Genomic DNA, 19,178 nt, shown 5'->3' on the forward strand with positions numbered 1-19,178 from the left:
GCTCTTGTCATACCCTCGGATCGAAGGTACTGTACAGGTATGGAAAGGAAACCATTGTTACTCCATTGCTGTTGTGGACCGTGTTCCACTAGCTCGATAGAAAGGCTCAGAGAACTCGGCTATGAACCAGTGCTTTTTTTCGGTAACAGCAACATTTATCCTCCACAGGAGGCACAAAAGAGATTCCTCAATCTGGAGACAGTTGCAAAACATTTCGATCTCCGGATCATCCACCATGAATACAATCACAAAGCATGGCTGAAGGAAGTTGCCGGTCACGAAACAGATCCTGAGCGAGGAGAACGGTGTTCGATCTGCTTCGCCTACAATCTCAAAGAGGCTGCTGACGAGGCTGTAAAACAAGGAATCCCTTACTTCACTACGACCCTTACAGTCAGCCCTCATAAGAGTGCCCCTACAATTTTTTCCATTGGTGATACCTGGGATGAATTTGTTGCTATCGATTTTAAGAAGAAGGCCGGTTACCAGAGAAGTATAGAACTCTCCAGATTATTGGATCTCTATCGTCAAGATTACTGTGGATGCGAGTTTTCCCGTAGAGAAAAGAGCCCTGTAGAGCCCTAATAACAAGAATGAATGGTATGCAAGCAAGCTTTCGTTTCCGGCATTCGTTTGGAAATTAGGTGAGGATGATTAGACTTGCCGCCATCACCGCCATACCCCCGAGGATTCCATAGATAGCTAAGTGGTGCTCCCCATACCGTTCTGCTGTTGGCAATAGTTCATCGAAAGAGATGTAGATCATGACACCTGCAGTGGAAGCCAGAACCAACCCCAGCATGAGATCCGCGTTTGAAAACGAGAACAGCATGAGCCCTAACAGAGCACCCAGCATCTCCGACAACCCCGATAATAAGGCAATGCCCAGACTTTTCGCACGATTGCCCGTTGCAAAATAAATAGGAACCGCAACAGCAATTCCTTCTGGAATATTATGGATGGCAATAGCGATAGCGATACTGATACCGATCTGAGGATCAGCCATATAACTGGTGAAAGTTGCCAAACCTTCAGGAAGATTGTGAATCGCAATTGCGAGTGCTGATAGTATCCCAGTCCTGAAAAGATGGTGATCCGTACCTGCTTGGACTTTATTGGCAAGAGTTACCACATCGGGAATCTCGTGAGGATTGTCTCTTGATGGAACAAAACGGTCAATAAGTCCAATAACCAAGATTCCTATGAAAAAGGTAATCACCGTAACCACGTTGGCACGAGTGTCTGGGTAGAATTGTTCTAGATAGTGCAAGGACTCGGGAAGAATCTCCATAAACGAAAGATAGACCATAACCCCGGCCGAGAACCCCAAGGAAGCACAGAGGAAGTGGGAGCTGGATCGTTTTTGGAACATACTCAGCAACCCACCGATACCCGTCGAAAGACCAGCGATCAAAGTGAGCAACAAAGCGGTTGCGACTGTTACTGGGTTCATAGCTGCACCATACCCAAAATCGATAAGCGATGTCAATTAAATTTGTTCGGCAAGTCTAACTTATAACACAGATGCTATTATCCTACCCTTCCTGCTCTCTCAGATAGGAGAAAATATATTTCTCCCAAGGTCATGGTGTCATCTATAAGGTCTTCAGTTCGACAAGCGATCCGATCCACCAAGACATCGGCACTATAAGGAACTCCATAACGAATATAGACAGACTGTGCAAGGCGACTCATTAGAGATACCCGAACCGCTTTGAAGCCGATATGGACAGCAAGGGCGGCAGCTGCCCGGCCGGCTATCCTGTCATGAAGGATTAAATCAGGTGCTGAAAGCCGATTTGCCTTAATGAATGATTCGGCTTCGAATAATGGATGGAGCCATTTCCCTGAACTGGAAAACAGAACATGCTGGTTGGTATCCAGTATCTGTAAGGATAGGGAGTCGGGTAATGTCCGACCCAGTAACCAGAGGGGAACTTCAATTTCCATTGATTGCATTATAATCTCCTGCCGAACATAAAGCCCCACATAAGACCATTTGAGGGACCGTCATACCCTACATACAACGAAGTTGGTAGGGAATTCAATCCCAACAATGAAACTTTCGTTGAAAAGCGAGCTCCGTAGGCAACCTCAGGGATGAATGATGCATCGTCATTCCACAATAAATCACCAAAAAGACCAATGGCTGAGTCATGAAAGATCAATAACTCACCGGCTGTCGGCTTGAACCATCGAGGTTGCCAATCGACTCCGAATCTACCGACAATCAAGAAATTTGCTGGAGAATTGACTGTCGAAGCGAGCGAACCCTGATCAAGCAGGAGAGCATCTGCAGTTAGGAATCCATCCTCAATATAGATGGGAACATTACCCTTACCATCGAGCGCATATCGTCCAGTGTACCCAGCATGGAACCTGAAATCGAGTGGAAGTGGAACAATACCAGAAAGCTTGGTATGGATAAACTGCCGGTCCCAGTCTCCAGCGAGCTGCCAAGCCCCTTCTGCATGGACTACAGTCTGGGGTTCTTTGGAGGAATTCCAATCAATGGAGACTCCACTATGGACCAACATCGATGCTAGGGAAAAACTAGAATCGAGTTGATGTTCCCATTGTAAGTCTATGCTCGTCATCAAAGTATTTGAGAAGAAACTCTGTCTAAACTGCACCCCTAGGTTATGGTACCAGGAGGGAACGATATCTTCATCGGAAGCAACTACGAAATCGGCCTCCAGCAATAAAGGAGCGATTGGTTGGATTGAAATACGCGCCGAGATTCCTGGATATACTGCCATAGGAGAGAAGGTTTTCCACCCCATACCACCGTGAAGCGAGAGCCAAAGATCTTTCCAACGCAGGTTATACATGAGTCCGAATAGCGAATCATCACGCAAGTACCACTGGTCATCAAGATAATTGAAACTACGCATTCCCATGAACAGTTGTTGTGAAAGCGAGTGTTGTGGGACTCGCTTGTACAATTGGTAGTTCCTGAGGACCTGTTCTTCCCGAGACGAAAAGCTGGAACGAAATTGCCGGATTTCAGCAGTCGTGCCCCGTGCGTCGAGTCCATTCAGAGCCTCTTCATGGAGACTGGCGGAAGTGTAGCCCCGTTCAGTGAGATCTTCGATCGCACCGAAATCCATAAAAGAGAAATCTTCGACATCGCATCTGATCCAGATGGTATCGGGATGTTTTTGGAGGGCAGCCACACCTTCACGACGTTTCCCTAAATCGATGGATATATTCAATACGGATAGGGCATTACGGAGATTAATATCCTGGCCTTCATAGAAGGTTGTCGAGACAATGGTGGTATCTGTGTATTCGTAGGCTATCTCGAGAGGTACCAGGTTTGTCATACCCCCATCTACCAACAAGTGCCCCCTATACTCTACTGGGGGAAAGTAGACTGGAAGAGCAAATGCGGCATCAAATACGGTCAACACATCGCCTTCCATTATCCTCACTTGACGCTTCGTGACCAAATCCTCACTTACGATCATGACAGGAATCGGCAACTCTTCAAGTTTCAGTTCTTCACCTAGATATGCGGCTACCAGAGAGCTAAAACGGGAGGTATCCAAAAATCCTCCTGCCAATGGCCACGATAAATCGAACAATTGGGAAATATCCAATTGTGAAGATAACGAGAAGATCTGTTCAGGTGAAAACCCGGCAGCGTAAAGGATTCCTACAATCGACCCCATGGAGTTCGATATAATGAAATCGGGGACTATTCCCTGTTCTTCTATATAGCGCAGTACACCGATATGGGCGAAAGCCCGAGCTGAGCCTCCAGATAAAACTAGTCCGATAGGATCCCGCTCGCCTTTGGTTCGTTGTAGGATTCGCTCCCGGAAATTCGTATCTCCATACACTACCGGAACTGTGGAGGAAAGAACATTATTAGAATTGTTGAGTGTAGGAATTTCTGACGAATCCTGCGCACCTACCACACCTACAGAAAAGGCCACGAGGAGTATTGCAATCACTCTTTCGATGTACAGACGATGTCGCTTCCCCATGCGCACTACATTTCCTCCACGATCCATCATAGCTGATTCGGAGGATACTGACAATTCTTGTGTTAATCCAGTATTTTTTCCAAAACGCGGGTAAGAATAGTTATCGCCTCATCAATTTCGCTCTCAGTTATCGTAAGTGGTGGTACGAAACGGAGAATCTCAGGTCCAGCATTTGCGAGTATGAGCCCCTCTTTCATGCACATATCCAATATTGGCCTGATCGGAATACTCATTTGCACACCAAGCATCAAGCCGGCACCCCTAACTTCGACTATCTGGCTAAAACGCTCTTTCAGAGCTTCAAGACTATTGCGCAGGTAGGAACCTACCTTCTCAACATGTTCCAGCAGCTCTCCATCCTCCAGAACTTCCAACACGCAATCGGCGGCAGCTGTTGCCAGCAGGTTCCCACCAAACGTTGCGGCATGGTCCCCTGGCTGTAGCACGGTAGCTGCCTTTCCGGTAGCGACTACAGCTCCTATCGGTACCCCACCTCCAAGAGCTTTGGCTAGAGTCATGACATCTGGTTTTACCCCCGATTTTTGCCAGGCGAATGGCTTTCCGGTACGGCCCATGCCACACTGGACTTCATCGAATACTAAGAGAATATCTCGATCATCGCAAAGTTGGCGGACCTTCTTTAGATAAGAAGCATCGGCAGGAACTACCCCACCCTCTCCTTGGACTGGCTCAATGAAAATCGCACAAGTTGTATCGGTAACCATGTTTTTTAGGGCATCATAATCGTTGAAAGGAGCATAGGAGAATCCCGGCACCAAGGGGTAAAATGATTTCTGATACTTTGTTTGTCCTGTGGCAGTCATTGATGCATATGTCCGTCCATGGAATGACTGCTTCATGGTAATGATATCGGTCCTTCCCTCCTTTAGGGAAGAACCGTACTTTCTCACTAGTTTGATCGCCCCTTCATTGGCTTCAGTCCCACTATTGCAGAAGAAGACTTTCTCCATGGAACTGAGTCTTGCCAGCCGTGAGGCTGCTGTAACTGCATAGGAATTCCAATAGAGATTAGAACAATGCAAAAGGCCATTGTCGATAACCTTATGGAGCGCACTGGAGAGACGTTTATCTCCATACCCAAGAATATTAACTGCTATTCCAGCTACCAGATCGAGATATCGTTTACCCTGGGTATCGAACACATACCGTCCATCGCCTCCGGCGAGTACGATCGGAAACTGGGCGTACGTCTCCATGAATACCGATTTACCTAACTCTATTGTCTTGTCCATCTTTGCAATCCTCCATTCATATCAGCGAGTCATCATGGTTCCGACACCCTCGTTCGTGAAAATTTCCAACAAGAGTGCATGGGGCAATCTTCCATCAAGAATATGCACACTCTGGACACCCTGACGGATTCCATCCATGCAACACTGGGCTTTGGGAATCATCCCTCCACTTATGGTTCCATCCTCGATATAATTTTCCGCCTCTACGAGAGTCAGCTGTCTCAGAATCGAATCAGGATCATCCTTATCCTTGAGAATACCCTCTACATCGGTCAAAAAAACCAATTTTTGAGCATTGAGGGCTCCAGCTATCGCACTTGCAGCATAGTCTGCATTTATATTATAGGTATTGCCTGCAAAATCGGTTCCTACAGGGGCAACGACAGGAATGAAATCATTAGCCATCAGCGAGTCCAATAAACCCGTATTGACCTTCACGACCTCTCCTACATAACCGAGATCCTTACCGTTGGTCAATTTCTTTTTGGCTACCAGAGTGTCTCCATCCTTTCCATTGATTCCTACAGCTGGAATACCCTGCGACTGGAGACATTGAACCAGCTCCTTTGAGATGGAACCCGAAAGAACCATTTCAGCAATCTGAGCTGTCTCCCTATCTGTTACCCTTAGTCCATCGATGAATTGCGACTTCTTACCCAACTTTCCCAAAATTTCGGTAATTGAATTGCCTCCTCCATGAACAACGACAGGGCGCATCCCGATCCTTTTCATCATCGCGATATCTTGAATCACGGATAATTTGATCTCATCATCGACCATGGCGCTCCCACCATACTTGACGACAACTGTGCTACCGGCGAATCGTCTGATATAGGGAAGAGCTTCTATGAGAACATTAGCCTTTTCTATTTCCCGTTTCATTGTCAACTTCTATAATCTCCATTTATCCGTACATATTCATAGGATAGGTCACAACCCCATGCCATGGCATCTCCATCACCAGTACCTACTTGAGCGGCTACATGAACCACCTTCTCCTGTAAAATCCGTTTCGCCAGATCTTCATCGAAAGCGACAGGGACACCCTCTTTCATCACCGCAATCATTCCCTTTTCGCTCATATAGGTGATTGAGACTCTTCCCGGATCAAAATCGGCTCCACTGTAACCCATCGCACAGAGCATTCTTCCCCAGTTCGCATCGGCTCCAAAAAATGCGGTTTTCACTAAGTTGCTCGATATCACCGAGCGGGCCATAAGGCGAGCATCCTCTTTCGTTGGTGCTCCAGTTACCGAAACCTCTATAAATTTTCCGGCTCCTTCGCCGTCCATTACAATCATCTTTGCCAGCTCAGTATGCACATAGGAGAAAGCTTCTTCGAATACACTTGCTCCTGGTGTCCCAGGTAAAATCTTCTCTCCTTGAGCCGCTCCATTAGCAAAGACCAAGACAGTGTCATTTGTGCTCGTATCTCCGTCTACGGAAATCATGTTGTAGGAATCCAAAACAGTATGTCCCAACATGTCCTGCAGAAATTCGGAATCAATATCGGCATCAGTTGTGATGAAAGAAAGCATAGTAGCCATATTAGGATGAATCATTCCCGATCCTTTTGCCATTCCTCCTATCCTTATGGAAACTCCATCGATCTCTATCTCGACTGCCAAGGATTTGGTAAAGGTATCTGTGGTGAGGATAGCCTCTGAAGCGTCTACCCCCGATTGTACATTGTTATCTAGATTCGCAAGACAATTGTCGATTCCAACAAGAATCTTATCCATGGGCAGCGGAACACCGATAACTCCCGTGGAACAGACTAAAATGGACTCGTCCGCAATGCCCAGCTTGGATCCGACCCTGTTCGCCATAGCTTGAACATCCCTCTCTCCTTGCTCTCCAGTACACGCATTAGCATTACCGCTATTGACCACCAAGGCTCGTACTGGAGCCTTGAGAGAGACAATCTTCTGGTCCCAAGTCACAGGAGCTGCCTTGACTACGTTGGTCGTGAATGCACCGGCAACCGATGCGGGCGTTTTTGATACTAGGACAGTCATATCCTTTTTCTTCTTTTTTATTCCTGCAGCAACAGAACCGACGAGATAATCCTTTGGAGCAGTGACTCCGCCTTCAATAGTTTTCATAGCTACTCCTTCGTATGGTTTTAGAGGGGAAATGCAGGGACGGCATCCAACCCAGTCTGTTCAGGGAGACCAAATACAATATTCATATTCTGAACAGCTTGCCCAGCTGCACCCTTGACCAGATTATCCAAAGCTCCACATGCAACGATTCGGTTTGTTCTTTCGTCCAATGTATAACCAATATCGCAATAATTGGAACCTTTCACCCAGCGGGTTTCCGGGAATGTGCCATAGGGGAGAAGCCGGATGAACGGCTCATCCGCGTAACTGAGACTGTAGGCTTCTTCGAGTTCTCTCTTCGTAACTCCTGGTTTCAGTTTCGCGTATACAGTAGCAAGAATTCCACGATTCATCGGTACAAGGTGAGGAGTGAACGAAACCACCACTCCGCTGCGCTTCATTCCATGCGAATGGGTCAACGAAAGTTGCTCCTCGATTTCCGGTGTATGGCGGTGTGTAGCTACTCCGTAGGGTTTGATGGATCCATCGACTTCACAGAATAGAGAACCGAGTTTTTCGGAACGACCAGCCCCTGAAACACCAGATTTAGCGTCGATTATCAGACTCTCCGGATCGATCAATCCTTGTGCCAGTAGTGGATGAGCTATAAGAATTGAACAGGTGGTGTAGCATCCTGGATTCGCAACAAGTCTAGTCGAAGCAACCTCTTTTCTATGCAACTCGCTCAAACCATAGACAGCTTTCTCTAAAAGTTGTGGATTTCCATGACTTGTCTTGTACCAATTCTCGTAGACTTGGGAATCATGCAACCGAAAATCTGCGCCAAGATCAATCACAACACATTGGTCGAGAACAGCCTCGGTAACATGTTGTGAGGCTATCCCATGTGGAAGGGAAACGAATAGCACATCACACTTGGCTGCGAATGCGGATATGTCGGCATCATGGCAGGAGAAATCGAATATCTTGGAAAAATTGGGATACACTGAGGAATAGGGGGTTTCCACATGGCTGTGAGAACCCGCTAGTATCTTTTCCACCTGGGGATGCCGACATAGAAGGCGCATCAACTCTGCTCCCGCATATCCTGTAGCTCCGATTACTCCAACTGTAAGCATTGCGAATCTCCTTCTTCTATAGAATCTAATCTTGTAAGATTCTCTCCTATTATCTGTATATATATTCATTTTCCATTTTTGTACAGGGCTTTTATGTATATTTATGCAAATTATAAAAAATAGTTTGACCACGTGGTATGGAAAAATACGTTGCAAATGTAACGACAAAACACCTGACAATATGATAGATTCATATAATCGGAGGAACAAGATGAGAAGATCTGATCGTAAACAGGATGAAGCTTTTGCCAGAAAAGTTCTCACCGATGCCGAATATGGTGTACTCTCTCTCGTTGACCAACAGGGAAAGCCGTATGCCGTCCCTTTATCATTCGTGCTATCGGACGACATCATTTATATCCATGGAGCTACAGAAGGTGCAAAATTGCGTATTCTAGAGCAGAACACCAATGCAGTATTCACCTGTGTAGGGAGGACCAATATCCTACCTGAACAATTCTCCACCGAGTATGAGTCAGCAATCGCTTATGGTTTGGCATCCATTGTTACCGATGTCCAGGAGAAGAGGAGAGCACTCTTGCTACTCGCAATGAAATATTCACCTGAGTTCGATATCCAAGCGAAAGCCTATGTGGATCGGGCTCTCGATCATACAGCCGTTATCGCAATTTCTATCGAATCATTAACGGCTAAAGCAAAATTACCAAAACAACCCATACAGGAGTAATCTTATGATAGAGAAAGTATACGCATACAGTACTGAAGATATGACCGCTGTTGAAAGGATCATCGGAGGGCCTGCCGTCCGTATAAACCACCTGAGCCTCGGTCATGGGGAATCGGTCGATCCACACCCCACTGCAGAAGCTGCACATATGATCATAACACGGGGAGTACTCGGTTTGACCTTGGATAGCCAAGAAGAACACCAGTATGCAGAAGGTGCTATTGTCGGAATTCCAGCGAATACGAAACTGGGAATCAGAAATGCTGGTGAAGGCACAATGCACTTGTTTGTCATAAAATCGGCCTAATCTGGACGCTAAGCCAGTTCAGATGCTCCTACATAGGCATCCAGATATAGTCCTTCGCGGTATTTTTTCAAGAAGTTCCTGAATTCGGTTTCTGGTACAGGCGGTGTAAAGTAGTTGCCCTGCAAATAGTGTGCGCCTTGTTGTCGTGCACACTCGAGTTGCTCCTTGGTTTCAATATTCTTTGCCAATACTTGCATCGAGAGACTGTCTCCCAAGAAAGTAAGGGAGTTAAAAACTCGTCTCTGCTGATCTTGGAATACTTTAGAATCATCTCCCGAGTGGGAATAATCCAACTTGATGATATCAAAGCAACTATTGAAGAATGTCCTTATATCGAAAGACTTCTCATCAAAGGCATCGAGCGCTATTCTGAACCCATAGGCCTTCAATGCGTCTATTGCCTTGGCGACGATCGGGTCCGAGAGTATGGAGTCCTTTATATCCAGTTCGATATGTTCAGGATGCAGTCCAAATCCAGCGGCCATATTGCCCAACCATTCAGCGGAGTATGCGTTCAGGCTTGAAGCACTTACATTGAATACGATCCTAAAACCATATGGCAGAAGGCCTTCATCATATAATGTCCTTACTGTCGAAAAGGTCTTCTCTATAATGGTTGCATCGATTCTTCCGAGACAGCCGATCTCGTAGGCTAGATCCTTGAACACACCTGCAGGCATCACCCGAAATCCACCGAGTTGCCATCGTGCCAAACTTTCCAACCCCACTATCCTGAAAGAGGCCGGATCGATAATCGGTTGAAAAAAGGGGTTGAACTCATGTTCCCAACCTTTCCTGTTGAACCCTGCCTTGCATTCATCAATATCGTATTTCCTTGCACGGATATGTTCGTCTGCAATCAAGCTCATCCGGTCCTCTTCACGAGCAAGTTTCATGGTAAAATAGGATAATTCCAGTAGATCCTCGATTCTTTCGATACGATAACGGATCCCGCCACTTGCACAACCGACAGAAATCTCGATCGAACGGCCTACCTGCACATCACTGCTGGCGATCAGATCATCCAAAATATTTGTTATCCGACTAGTCATTTCCAGTTGATAGAGATACCTTTGGTTGAAATCCAGGTTCTCTGGTGAAGGGAATTCCTTGATAATCACAAACTGTTCTCGGGATAACCGCTTAACATGGGAACTACCCAAGAATACACCCAACTCCCTCATCATAGAGGCATACAACTCATCTAAGAGACGATGGTCCATAATTGCATGGTGAAGTCCCTTTGGTAATGATTGGATGAATAGGCAGAAATAGCTATCCAACCCGTGTAAAGGAAGCCTCTTCTCATGTGAGAGTAACCAGGTTTTGAATGAGGAATTATGATCGAACATCCGATCTTCATCTTGTGAGAAACAGATCCCAATCAGGCACGATGCCAGACAGACTGCAGTTACCACTGCAATGGGAAAGAGCTCTTGCCAGAGACTGAACAATAATACAATCAACGCACAGAAACCCAATCTCAACCACAACTTGTTCATATCGCCCATAACCTTGAGTCCCCTTCGTCAGTGTAAAATGCCGGATCCCCACCCCAGTCAAGGAATTTTCGGAGTGGAGGATCCGAACTATAGAATCAGGGATAGCCTTTTATGTTCAATCAGTAGGCTTAACGAAATAACTACCCCTGTTCTTCAACAATAATTTTGTGCCATCCACAACAGCGGTCAGTGGCCGCCTTGAAATGTGGAAATCCATACCGATCCTCTTGTGCAAATACTCATCCACTCCATCGATCAAAGCACCCCCACCACTGATGTAGATACCATTCACAATGATATCTGCCGACAATTCGGCTGGCGTCTGCTGTAACACCTTTAATACCATGGTTGCGATCGATTCGAATGGTTTGGCTAGAACGTCGCGAATCTCGGCTTCGTCAACGAAGATCTTTCGGGGGAGACCGGTAACGACATCACGACCATTCACATACGTTTTACGAGGATCTTCAATTTTCTCCCGTAGGGAGCCTATCTCAATCTTGACCCGTTCAGCAGTCTTTTTTCCAATCAGTAATCCATGCACATACTGCATGTAATTCATGATTTCATTATCCAAATAATTTCCTGCGATCCTATTCGATTCGCAAACTACGATATCACCAAGAGAGAGAACCCCCACATCGGTAGAGCCTCCTCCGATATCGATTATCATTGAGCCATTGCTACTAAAGATATCGAGTCCCGATCCTATGGCTCCAGCTTTGACCTCCTGCTCGATAAAGATATCTTTGACTCCCAATTTGGAACCAAGATCCATGAACGAATCACGTTCCAGTTGGGTAACTTCAGAGGGACAACAGAGTAGCAGAGTCGATTCAGCGAGTTCCAGATTGATGTTTTCCACGCGATGTAAGGATATCTCTATCAACTTTTTCGTAGCTTCAATATCTGAGATAACTCCCTGATTCAGAGGACTCACGATTCTTATTCCGTGATGTCCCTTGCCGATCATATCGGCTGCCATCTGACCGGTGGCCAAGACTTCATTCGTTTCATAGTCGAATGCGATTACCGATGGTTCATTGGTTACAATTCCCTCACCTTCTACATACACGAGGATATTTGCCGTACCCAAATCTATGCCAATATTCTTTCCTGTGGTAGCTTTCGCCTTCTCTTGCTTGCCGATTGAAAATGCCATGATGCGAACCTCCTACAACTGCAGCGGATTGACCAGATAGTCACCGCGATTTTTCAAGAGAAACTTCGTTCCTTCCGCAACACAAGTGAGCGGATTGTGCACTACGTGGACAGGTACTTGGATCCTATTCCCAATGTACTCGTCTATTCCACGTATTAAGGAACAACCTCCCGTCAGCAATATTCCGTGCTGGTAAATGTCGGCAGAAAGTTCGGGTGGAGTATCCTTCAATACAGCAGATATCAGTTTTACAATATCATCGAAAACAGGCACCAAAACATTCTGGATTTCTTCTGTAGTAAGGTTGACCCATTTGGGAATTCCCTTGACCATATCTCGACCAGCATATTTGTTTGTCACAGATTTCGCAGAGGCATGTAAATCGCCTAACTCCATCTTTGTCCGCTCGCTGGTCAGTTCACCTATTTCGACACTTTGTGTCTTTTTCACGTATTTGGCGATCTCATCATCCATGAAGCTGCCTGCTTTCCTGATTGTCCTTGACAACACGATATCTCCGAATGAGATGACTCCAACATCGGTCGTTCCACCACCAATATCAACCACCATGACGCCTTTGGATTTGAAGATATCCACACCAGCTCCAAGAGCTCCCGATTTAATCTCTTCCTCAATGAATACATCAGAGATGTTCATTTTCGCAGCGAGATCTATCATGACATCCCGTTCGATTTTTGTGACTTCGGAGGGGCAGCAGATCACACAGGTGATCTTATTCATGTTCTTTTCCGTGAAGTTTTCCACTTTTCCTAACACATACGTAAGCAGTGCTTTCGCTGCCCTCATGTCAGAAATAACACCATTGCGCAAAGGCTTTATCACAGAAATCTTACTGTGTACCTTTCCCAGCATCCTGTGGGCATCTTCTCCAGCTGCAACGATTCTTCCCGATTCACGATCAAAAGCTATAACGGAAGGCTCGTTGAAAATAATTCCTTTCTTCTCCAGATAGACCAATAGATTTGCGGTCCCCAAGTCTATACCAAGACCCAATTTTTGATTTGTACCAATTGCACTCATACTAAATACCTTCCCTATACTTCGGAGTAGAAATGTCTATTCGTCATTTTGAGCATTTTTTTACACCCGTCGATAACTGCTGTGATGGGAACTTCAGACAAGTAGACGGGAACTTGGGCAATTTCAGCGATGTATTCGCGAATACCCGGAATCTGCGAACCGCCTCCCGTTAAAAGAATCCCATTATCCACCAGGTCTCCAGCCAATTCGGGAGGGGTCTCTTCCAAGGTAGTTAGAAGAACCGATTTGATTGCCTCGAAACAATTCAACAATACCTCTCGAATCTCTTCTGTTCCCAGGACAACACGTCTCGGTAGTCCGGATACCAAATCTCTACCCATTGCTTCGAACACAATAGGATTCCCATCCTCATCTATTGGATAGGGTCCAGTCAGTGATGAGAGTTTGATCTTTATCCGCTCTGCAGTCTGATTGCCAATTTCGAGTTTATGTACAGTCTTGACATGGTCGATAATCTGCCGATCAAAGAAGTCTCCAGCGATCTTTATCGATTTAGACAGTACGACATCTCCAAGGGAGAGGATTCCAAAATCGGTTGTTCCTCCACCACTATCGATCACCATGTGGCCTTTAGGAGCGAAAATGTCGACACCGGATCCTAGCGCTGCTGCTTTTATCTCCTCTTCGATCTCCGTATTCTTGATCCCCAAGCTATGGCCTAATTCGACAATAGCCTCTTTTTCTGTGTTGGTGATCTCAGAAGGTATGCAGATCATCAATTTACCAATGGTCTGCAAGTCAGAAACAAAAATTTTCTCCAAGGTAAACAGGAGGATTTCCCGTATCAATTTGATATCAGAAATTACTCCTCCTTGGAGAGGTCGCACCACCTCCACCTTGTCGTGTGTCTTGCCTACGAGTTTGGCGGCTTCGTGACCAACGGAGACGACTTTATCCGTTGCTTTGTCGATTGCAATGATGGAGGGCTCATTGAATAGTGTTCCCTGGCCTTCAACATAGATAAGCAGGTTCGATGTGCCAAGGTCGATACCTACTGACAGGTTTGTCTTGTCCTTCATGTCATACTCCTTTAGTCAGCATGGGCTCCGTGAAAAACTTCAAGCATCATTGAACCATGGGCACTGGGACCTGTCAAGTTTTTTTCTGTAATTTTTTGTAACCTTTTTACCCTATGACAGCTTTCTGAGGCTATTTTTTATTTGTCATGACATAAGAATACAGATTGTACTAACCAAAGGACACCTAATGTACATCATTGCTCACCTTGCTGGCACACGCATCCAACATAGTAAAATGTGTAATTATATGACTATACGATAAATTTATAGTGATATGATATTTGTAAGTATTTCATTATATTATTGACAGATGTTGTATATGTAATGATTTCATCAATGACTCATGACAGTCAAATTTTTACCATTTACATTTTTGTAATTGATTTTTATTAAGAATTGGTAAATTTTTCTGGTCTTTTTTAGCTCTTTTCAATAAGAGATGCGATTTTTTCCTTCACGTTTTGCGATATAAAGGACTTCATCGACTTCAGCCAACAACTTGGTTGCTGGATTGGAAAGCCTCTTTTCACCCGAAAAGTCGAATGTCTTAACTCCAATACTTGTTCGCAGGGACATATCACCAACGGTGGTAGGAAGCTTCTGTAAAGAGACCTCTCTCCTAATTTCTTCAGCCATCACAATAGCACGATCAAGAGAAGTTCCAAGCGATACTATGATAAATTCATCCCCACCATACCTTCCGACAATATCGGTAGGTTGAATCGAATGGAAAAGGACCTTTGCGAATGTTTCCAGAGCTCTATCACCCATATCATGGCCATAGGTATCATTTACCTGTTTGAAACTATCGATATCCAACATCAACAGGGAAAGTGGTAATCGCTTATCATAAGCCTCTTCATATAGCTGTTCTATATGGAAAATCAGCTCTCTTCTGTTAAAAACGCCGGTCAAGGGATCTCTTCTACCCAACTCCTCTATCTTTCGGTGGAGGTTCTCTCTGTCGGTGACATCATGGAACAAGATGATAGTACAACCACCCTGCCCTCTAATATCTTCAACCTGTTTGACCGTCACATCGAACAGACGACTTTCAATCGCCACCGAATCTTCCGGACCGGACTTTCCCGTATCGGAAAGTGAATCCATGAGACCTTCGTGGAAATAGAGGGATTCCAACTTGTGATAGTCGGAACCCACCAGATCAACAGAAACTGGGACCAGACCGATTGCAGCTCGATTTGCATCGATAATTACTTTACGTTCATTGAGTACCAAGACAGGATCCTGCATCTGTTCGAAAATTATATCCCTAGCCAAAGGATATACGTCCAGATAACGGAATTTGAATAGCGCATAACCGAACAACACTCCGGTAATGCTCAATGAAGCTGTCGAATAATTCAGATGGGTAACGGGAGTAATTCCAAAGATATAGAGTATATTCATCACCAAAGGTATGGACGTACCTACGATGATCAACAACGTCTGTTGTTTGTACAGTGTGTGATGCTCCAATAACAGATGCACCAATAGACCAAGTGAGGAAAGGATAAGGATATTGGTGAAAGGCATGAGAACATAGGTAAAAAGCGGCCCATAATCATAATCAACCACATTGAATGTCCCATTAACCGGTATGAGTGACGGATAACCCCAAAATAGATTAGGCATTGGAACAAGAAGTACGAATATAAGGGAGAGTGCAACGACAAGAAATATAAGAATCCAGAAATGGATTTTCAATCGACGACCAACATGAACCAAAGCAAAATGCAGCCATGCGACTGGTATCAATACGATTCCGATGAATTGGATCTTTGCGAACAGTAGTTTTATCTCCAATGTCGTAGACACTAGTTCCAAGATGAAAGCCGCTGTCCATATCCATGCACAGGCAAGTAGAAATAGGAAAGCCCTGCCAATGAGGGTTCCTCGTTTCCCTAGGGTATAAAACAGGACTACGGTGAGGATTACGATGGAGGTGATAAAAATCCAGAGTCCTGGAACCAACTGTGAACCTCCTAAGATAGAACAGAGTATATCCAGATACCCTAACCGGCTCAACCCTACAATGCTCCTTCGACCAAATTGACAGCTCCCAGTGGAAGAACAGAAAAATCCACTGGCTATTGCAGTGGATTTTCTCGTTTACCATACATGTGGTATTGCTGTTTTACCGGCGATCGGACTCGAACCGATACAGAGTTGCCCCCAATAGATTTTGAGTCTATCGTGTCTACCAATTTCACCACGCCGGCAGGAAATAACCTCAACGGTCGAGAAACACCTTACACTATCAGAGAAAAAAACTCAATATCACTAAAAAAACTTCTCTATATTATCCTGATGGCCTACATAAGTTTCGGCAAAATGGAGATTCCCTTCCCTATCATGAAGATAGTACAACCAATCATGGGAGGCTGGTTGCATCGCCGCTTGAATTGCTGCAGGACTAGGTGCTCCTATTCCTGTCGGAGGTAATCCCTTTACCCGTCTGACATTGTATGGATCGTTGGAAGCCAACTCAGCTGTATTCAAGTCTCGATTCCATGCATCAAACCTATAGCGTAAAGAAGCATCTATGCCAATACTCATGTCTGCTTGCAGTCGATTGTAGATCACTCCCGCGATTTCGGACATCTGCTCGGGATCGTTCGTTTCCCGTTGTACCAGTGATGCGATAACAACGGCATCGGCAAGAGTGATTGACATGTTCTCCAATTCCCCCAAGTAAGGCCGCAACGCATTGTTACAGGCGTCCTGCATAGTGCGAGCCAACGCCAAACTCACAGAACCCTCGGTTTTCAAGTCATAGCTCCCACTCAAGAACCACCCTTCTGCAAATGGTAATCCACGCTCCTGTACAACATAGGCAGCGGCATCGATAAAGGTACCAGCCTCAATGACACTCATCTCAGCCAAGCGGTTATCGATTTCCTCTAGAGTGAATCCCGGAAATACAGAAATTGCTTTTCCGACACTGGATTGCGTGTTGGGATCAACCAACATCTCGGCTACCAAGGCATGGGTGAGACCAGGAGTGAACTCATAGGTACCGGCTTGGATTCGCGTGGAATGGCCGATAGACTCCAAATATCGTTCAAAATCTTTTGCATCGGTAATTACGGCATGCTGCGCTAACAGTTGTGAGACAGCACGTGCTGACATTCCTGGTTCTATAACGACTGTAGCAGACGTTGTGGAAAGACTCGTGGATGCTACTGGTTTGGTGTGACGGAAATCGACGATTTTCCAAGCAATCAAAGAGCCGCTGAGCAATGCTATGACTACCACCATGACAATAAAAATCGGCAGGGATAATTGAATGTGTAAAGATCCTCGAGTGGATCGACCTTTCTTCGCTGGTTTTGATTTGGTTCTTTTTACTGGTTTTTTAGAATCGGCTTTTCTTTTTTTCGGTTGCTTGGAGGTCGATGGAGTGCTCTTCTTCTTAGATATCGTTTTTTCCCTTTTTTTTGTCTTTTCCGATGAATGGATCGGTTGTGCATGATGAGGACTCTCTTTTTTCGTGGATGGCTTTGTTTGGGAGCTACCCTTAGGTTGAGATTTTGGTACCGTCTTAGCCCTCGGTTTTGCGAATTGAGCCTTCTGCTTTCTCCTTTCATCCACGAGATGCTCGGCATCGGATCGGGATGGAGGTATAGCATCGAAACCGAGATTCATCTGTTGGGGATTCCTCATGGTCTTCTTTTGTAGCTCATCGTACCGGTTTTCCCGGGATCTCGCCTCAGAGAGGGACTTCTGGGTATGGGGTCTCTTCGGTGCCATCCCTACAACTCCTCCCGTTCAAGACTCTTGGCAAGGTTATGTTTCATCTCAACGATCTGCTCTCTCCGCTGGACAATATTCTTTTGGATTTCCTCAATTTGCCGGTTATTCTGGTCTATAAGTTGACGAAGATGCCCGATACGCTCCTCGTCTTCCTCGATAAGGAAAATGAGTTCGCCGATTTGTTGTTCAATCTGCAAATCTCCTATCCTCTTTTCCAATTGGAGTCGAATCCGCTGATGACGGCGTATCTGGTCATAGCACCGTAATGTCTCGGCATTGACATCGATCGACGTCCATGGATTATCCAAGGCACATATCATCCGACCATATTCAATCGCAAGACGATTGACCGATTCAGCTTGGCTATTACGCAGGTTTTGCAATTCAATAATTTTTCTCTCTACCGAACCTGCGACTCCAACCTCTTCCAAGCTAGTCTTATCCTCAGATATCCGTTGTTGTAACAAGGCCATCTCTTCTCGCCATACAGCAATTTCCCTATTCAATGTGTGGTAATTGTTATCTAAGTCGACTGCGGCTTTGCTTTGTAGATGACGAATAGAAGCCTGGGTGGTTATGATCTGACCTGTCTGGACAAAAAACTCTTCATGTCCACGCGCAAACCGATCCAACTTTCGGGTTGCGATTAATTCCTGTAATTTTAAAGGGAGTCTAAACAATGATGAGGACTCACGACTCTTCTGGCTAACAATCTCCTTGTTTTGCCGTAAAGCAGCTGCCCGCTGTTGCATCTGATCGATATCAGGCAAGACCTTTCGGATGACGTCAGAGAGGGCTCCAGATAGAGCCTCCTCCCAGGCGATCACCCCAACCCTTCCATAGACGAGTCTGAGGGCTTTTTCCTGATTTGCCAACAACTCCTTCAGCTGCGCAATTCTGACATTCGCATCCTGTAAGCTTTGACCCAATTGCTGCATATGGAGAATACGAGCATCATAATCATCTAAAACCGACTTCTCTTTTGCCAACCGCTGATAGGCTCCTACGGTATCACGAGCAACTACTGGTTGCCGTAGAGCGAGTATATGCATGCCAAGTTCGGCCAGCAACACACCTATGTCGTGGTCGACTACTGCAATTTGCCTCTCAACTGTCTCTATTTGGCTCCGTTGTCGCCCCATTAGCGCTCCTTACCTACCACCGTAACGATATACTACCATAACGGCACTTCCTTGACAAAGCAAGCTTCACTCTATATCCTATTTCCCAGATGATAGAAAAGAGCATCGCAT

17 protein-coding genes and 1 tRNA gene are annotated in these 19,178 nt (G+C 45.5%); 3 read left to right on the plus strand and 15 right to left on the minus strand.

Going from position 1 to position 19,178, the window contains the following annotated elements:
• Positions 1-39 precede the first annotated feature (39 nt).
• A complete protein-coding gene (locus tag ACODJP_RS02210; RefSeq protein WP_422478014.1) occupies positions 40-585 on the plus strand; it encodes an epoxyqueuosine reductase QueH in 546 nt (181 codons plus the stop codon).
• A gap of 55 nt (positions 586-640) precedes the next feature.
• Here the strand turns inward: ACODJP_RS02210 and zupT are convergent, their stop codons facing one another.
• The 7 genes from zupT to argC form a co-directional block, all read right to left on the minus strand.
• Positions 641-1,453, minus strand: a complete 813-nt coding sequence (gene zupT, locus ACODJP_RS02215; RefSeq protein WP_422478016.1) for a zinc transporter ZupT — start codon at positions 1,451-1,453, stop codon at positions 641-643.
• Between the two features lie 77 nt (positions 1,454-1,530).
• On the minus strand, positions 1,531-1,959 hold the full coding sequence (locus ACODJP_RS02220; protein ID WP_422478018.1) for a DUF1893 domain-containing protein: 429 nt from the start codon (positions 1,957-1,959) through the stop codon (positions 1,531-1,533).
• Entirely contained in the window at positions 1,959-4,022 is a 2,064-nt protein-coding gene (locus tag ACODJP_RS02225) for a patatin-like phospholipase family protein (protein WP_422478020.1), read from the minus strand. Before ACODJP_RS02225 ends, ACODJP_RS02220 begins: the two co-directional genes overlap by 1 nt.
• 32 nt (positions 4,023-4,054) lie before the next feature.
• Positions 4,055-5,245, minus strand: a complete 1,191-nt coding sequence (locus ACODJP_RS02230) for an aspartate aminotransferase family protein (protein WP_422478022.1) — start codon at positions 5,243-5,245, stop codon at positions 4,055-4,057.
• A 21-nt stretch (positions 5,246-5,266) separates the two neighbouring features.
• Positions 5,267-6,127, minus strand: a complete 861-nt coding sequence (gene argB / locus ACODJP_RS02235) for an acetylglutamate kinase (RefSeq protein ID WP_422478024.1) — start codon at positions 6,125-6,127, stop codon at positions 5,267-5,269.
• A gap of 2 nt (positions 6,128-6,129) precedes the next feature.
• Positions 6,130-7,350, minus strand: coding sequence for a bifunctional glutamate N-acetyltransferase/amino-acid acetyltransferase ArgJ (argJ, locus tag ACODJP_RS02240; protein ID WP_422478026.1), 1,221 nt, complete (start codon positions 7,348-7,350; stop codon positions 6,130-6,132).
• Positions 7,351-7,370: 20 nt separating this feature from the next.
• Positions 7,371-8,429 carry an N-acetyl-gamma-glutamyl-phosphate reductase gene (gene argC, locus ACODJP_RS02245; RefSeq protein WP_422478028.1) on the minus strand — a complete coding sequence of 353 codons (1,059 nt, stop codon included), beginning with the start codon at positions 8,427-8,429 and terminating at the stop codon, positions 7,371-7,373.
• A 211-nt stretch (positions 8,430-8,640) separates the two neighbouring features.
• Between argC and ACODJP_RS02250 the strand changes: the two genes are divergently transcribed.
• Together ACODJP_RS02250 and ACODJP_RS02255 are read left to right on the plus strand one after the other, a co-directional pair.
• Positions 8,641-9,117 (plus strand): pyridoxamine 5'-phosphate oxidase family protein, encoded by a 477-nt coding sequence (locus ACODJP_RS02250; protein ID WP_422478030.1) that lies wholly within the window; start codon positions 8,641-8,643, stop codon positions 9,115-9,117.
• A 4-nt stretch (positions 9,118-9,121) separates the two neighbouring features.
• The gene (locus ACODJP_RS02255) at positions 9,122-9,424 is read left to right on the plus strand and encodes a cupin domain-containing protein (RefSeq protein WP_422478032.1); all 303 of its coding nucleotides are present in this window, start codon (positions 9,122-9,124) and stop codon (positions 9,422-9,424) included.
• 8 nt (positions 9,425-9,432) lie between these two features.
• On the opposite strand, the gene ACODJP_RS02260 is transcribed toward ACODJP_RS02255, so the two are convergent.
• From ACODJP_RS02260 to ACODJP_RS02295, 8 genes are all read right to left on the minus strand, one after another.
• Complete coding sequence (locus tag ACODJP_RS02260; RefSeq protein ID WP_422478034.1) at positions 9,433-10,935, minus strand: EAL domain-containing protein; 1,503 nt, start codon at positions 10,933-10,935, stop codon at positions 9,433-9,435.
• A gap of 106 nt (positions 10,936-11,041) precedes the next feature.
• Entirely contained in the window at positions 11,042-12,088 is a 1,047-nt protein-coding gene (locus tag ACODJP_RS02265) for a rod shape-determining protein (protein ID WP_422478036.1), read from the minus strand.
• A gap of 12 nt (positions 12,089-12,100) precedes the next feature.
• The gene (locus ACODJP_RS02270; RefSeq protein WP_422478038.1) at positions 12,101-13,129 is read right to left on the minus strand and encodes a rod shape-determining protein; all 1,029 of its coding nucleotides are present in this window, start codon (positions 13,127-13,129) and stop codon (positions 12,101-12,103) included.
• A 14-nt stretch (positions 13,130-13,143) separates the two neighbouring features.
• Positions 13,144-14,169 carry a rod shape-determining protein gene (locus ACODJP_RS02275; protein ID WP_422478040.1) on the minus strand — a complete coding sequence of 342 codons (1,026 nt, stop codon included), beginning with the start codon at positions 14,167-14,169 and terminating at the stop codon, positions 13,144-13,146.
• Between the two features lie 429 nt (positions 14,170-14,598).
• Positions 14,599-16,143 carry a diguanylate cyclase gene (locus ACODJP_RS02280; protein ID WP_422478042.1) on the minus strand — a complete coding sequence of 515 codons (1,545 nt, stop codon included), beginning with the start codon at positions 16,141-16,143 and terminating at the stop codon, positions 14,599-14,601.
• A 164-nt stretch (positions 16,144-16,307) separates the two neighbouring features.
• Positions 16,308-16,391, minus strand: a tRNA-Leu gene (locus tag ACODJP_RS02285).
• A gap of 61 nt (positions 16,392-16,452) precedes the next feature.
• A complete protein-coding gene (gene mltG, locus ACODJP_RS02290; RefSeq protein ID WP_422478044.1) occupies positions 16,453-17,922 on the minus strand; it encodes an endolytic transglycosylase MltG in 1,470 nt (489 codons plus the stop codon).
• Positions 17,923-17,924: 2 nt separating this feature from the next.
• On the minus strand, positions 17,925-19,067 hold the full coding sequence (locus tag ACODJP_RS02295; protein WP_422478046.1) for a hypothetical protein: 1,143 nt from the start codon (positions 19,065-19,067) through the stop codon (positions 17,925-17,927).
• Positions 19,068-19,178 lie beyond the last annotated feature (111 nt).

This window comes from Pleomorphochaeta sp. DL1XJH-081, from assembly GCF_049310885.1.
Lineage (GTDB): Bacteria > Spirochaetota > Spirochaetia > Sphaerochaetales > Sphaerochaetaceae > CAYZJV01.

Coding starts and splice junctions, on each gene's coding strand:
- ACODJP_RS02210 (WP_422478014.1), top strand. CDS start 40: ATGGAAAGGAAACCATTGTTACTCCATTGCTGTTGTGGACCGTGTTCC.
- zupT (WP_422478016.1), bottom strand. CDS start 1,453: ATGAACCCAGTAACAGTCGCAACCGCTTTGTTGCTCACTTTGATCGCT.
- ACODJP_RS02220 (WP_422478018.1), bottom strand. CDS start 1,959: ATGCAATCAATGGAAATTGAAGTTCCCCTCTGGTTACTGGGTCGGACA.
- ACODJP_RS02225 (WP_422478020.1), bottom strand. CDS start 4,022: ATGATGGATCGTGGAGGAAATGTAGTGCGCATGGGGAAGCGACATCGT.
- ACODJP_RS02230 (WP_422478022.1), bottom strand. CDS start 5,245: ATGGACAAGACAATAGAGTTAGGTAAATCGGTATTCATGGAGACGTAC.
- argB (WP_422478024.1), bottom strand. CDS start 6,127: ATGAAACGGGAAATAGAAAAGGCTAATGTTCTCATAGAAGCTCTTCCC.
- argJ (WP_422478026.1), bottom strand. CDS start 7,350: ATGAAAACTATTGAAGGCGGAGTCACTGCTCCAAAGGATTATCTCGTC.
- argC (WP_422478028.1), bottom strand. CDS start 8,429: ATGCTTACAGTTGGAGTAATCGGAGCTACAGGATATGCGGGAGCAGAG.
- ACODJP_RS02250 (WP_422478030.1), top strand. CDS start 8,641: ATGAGAAGATCTGATCGTAAACAGGATGAAGCTTTTGCCAGAAAAGTT.
- ACODJP_RS02255 (WP_422478032.1), top strand. CDS start 9,122: ATGATAGAGAAAGTATACGCATACAGTACTGAAGATATGACCGCTGTT.
- ACODJP_RS02260 (WP_422478034.1), bottom strand. CDS start 10,935: ATGGGCGATATGAACAAGTTGTGGTTGAGATTGGGTTTCTGTGCGTTG.
- ACODJP_RS02265 (WP_422478036.1), bottom strand. CDS start 12,088: ATGGCATTTTCAATCGGCAAGCAAGAGAAGGCGAAAGCTACCACAGGA.
- ACODJP_RS02270 (WP_422478038.1), bottom strand. CDS start 13,129: ATGAGTGCAATTGGTACAAATCAAAAATTGGGTCTTGGTATAGACTTG.
- ACODJP_RS02275 (WP_422478040.1), bottom strand. CDS start 14,169: ATGAAGGACAAGACAAACCTGTCAGTAGGTATCGACCTTGGCACATCG.
- mltG (WP_422478044.1), bottom strand. CDS start 17,922: ATGGCACCGAAGAGACCCCATACCCAGAAGTCCCTCTCTGAGGCGAGA.
- ACODJP_RS02295 (WP_422478046.1), bottom strand. CDS start 19,067: ATGGGGCGACAACGGAGCCAAATAGAGACAGTTGAGAGGCAAATTGCA.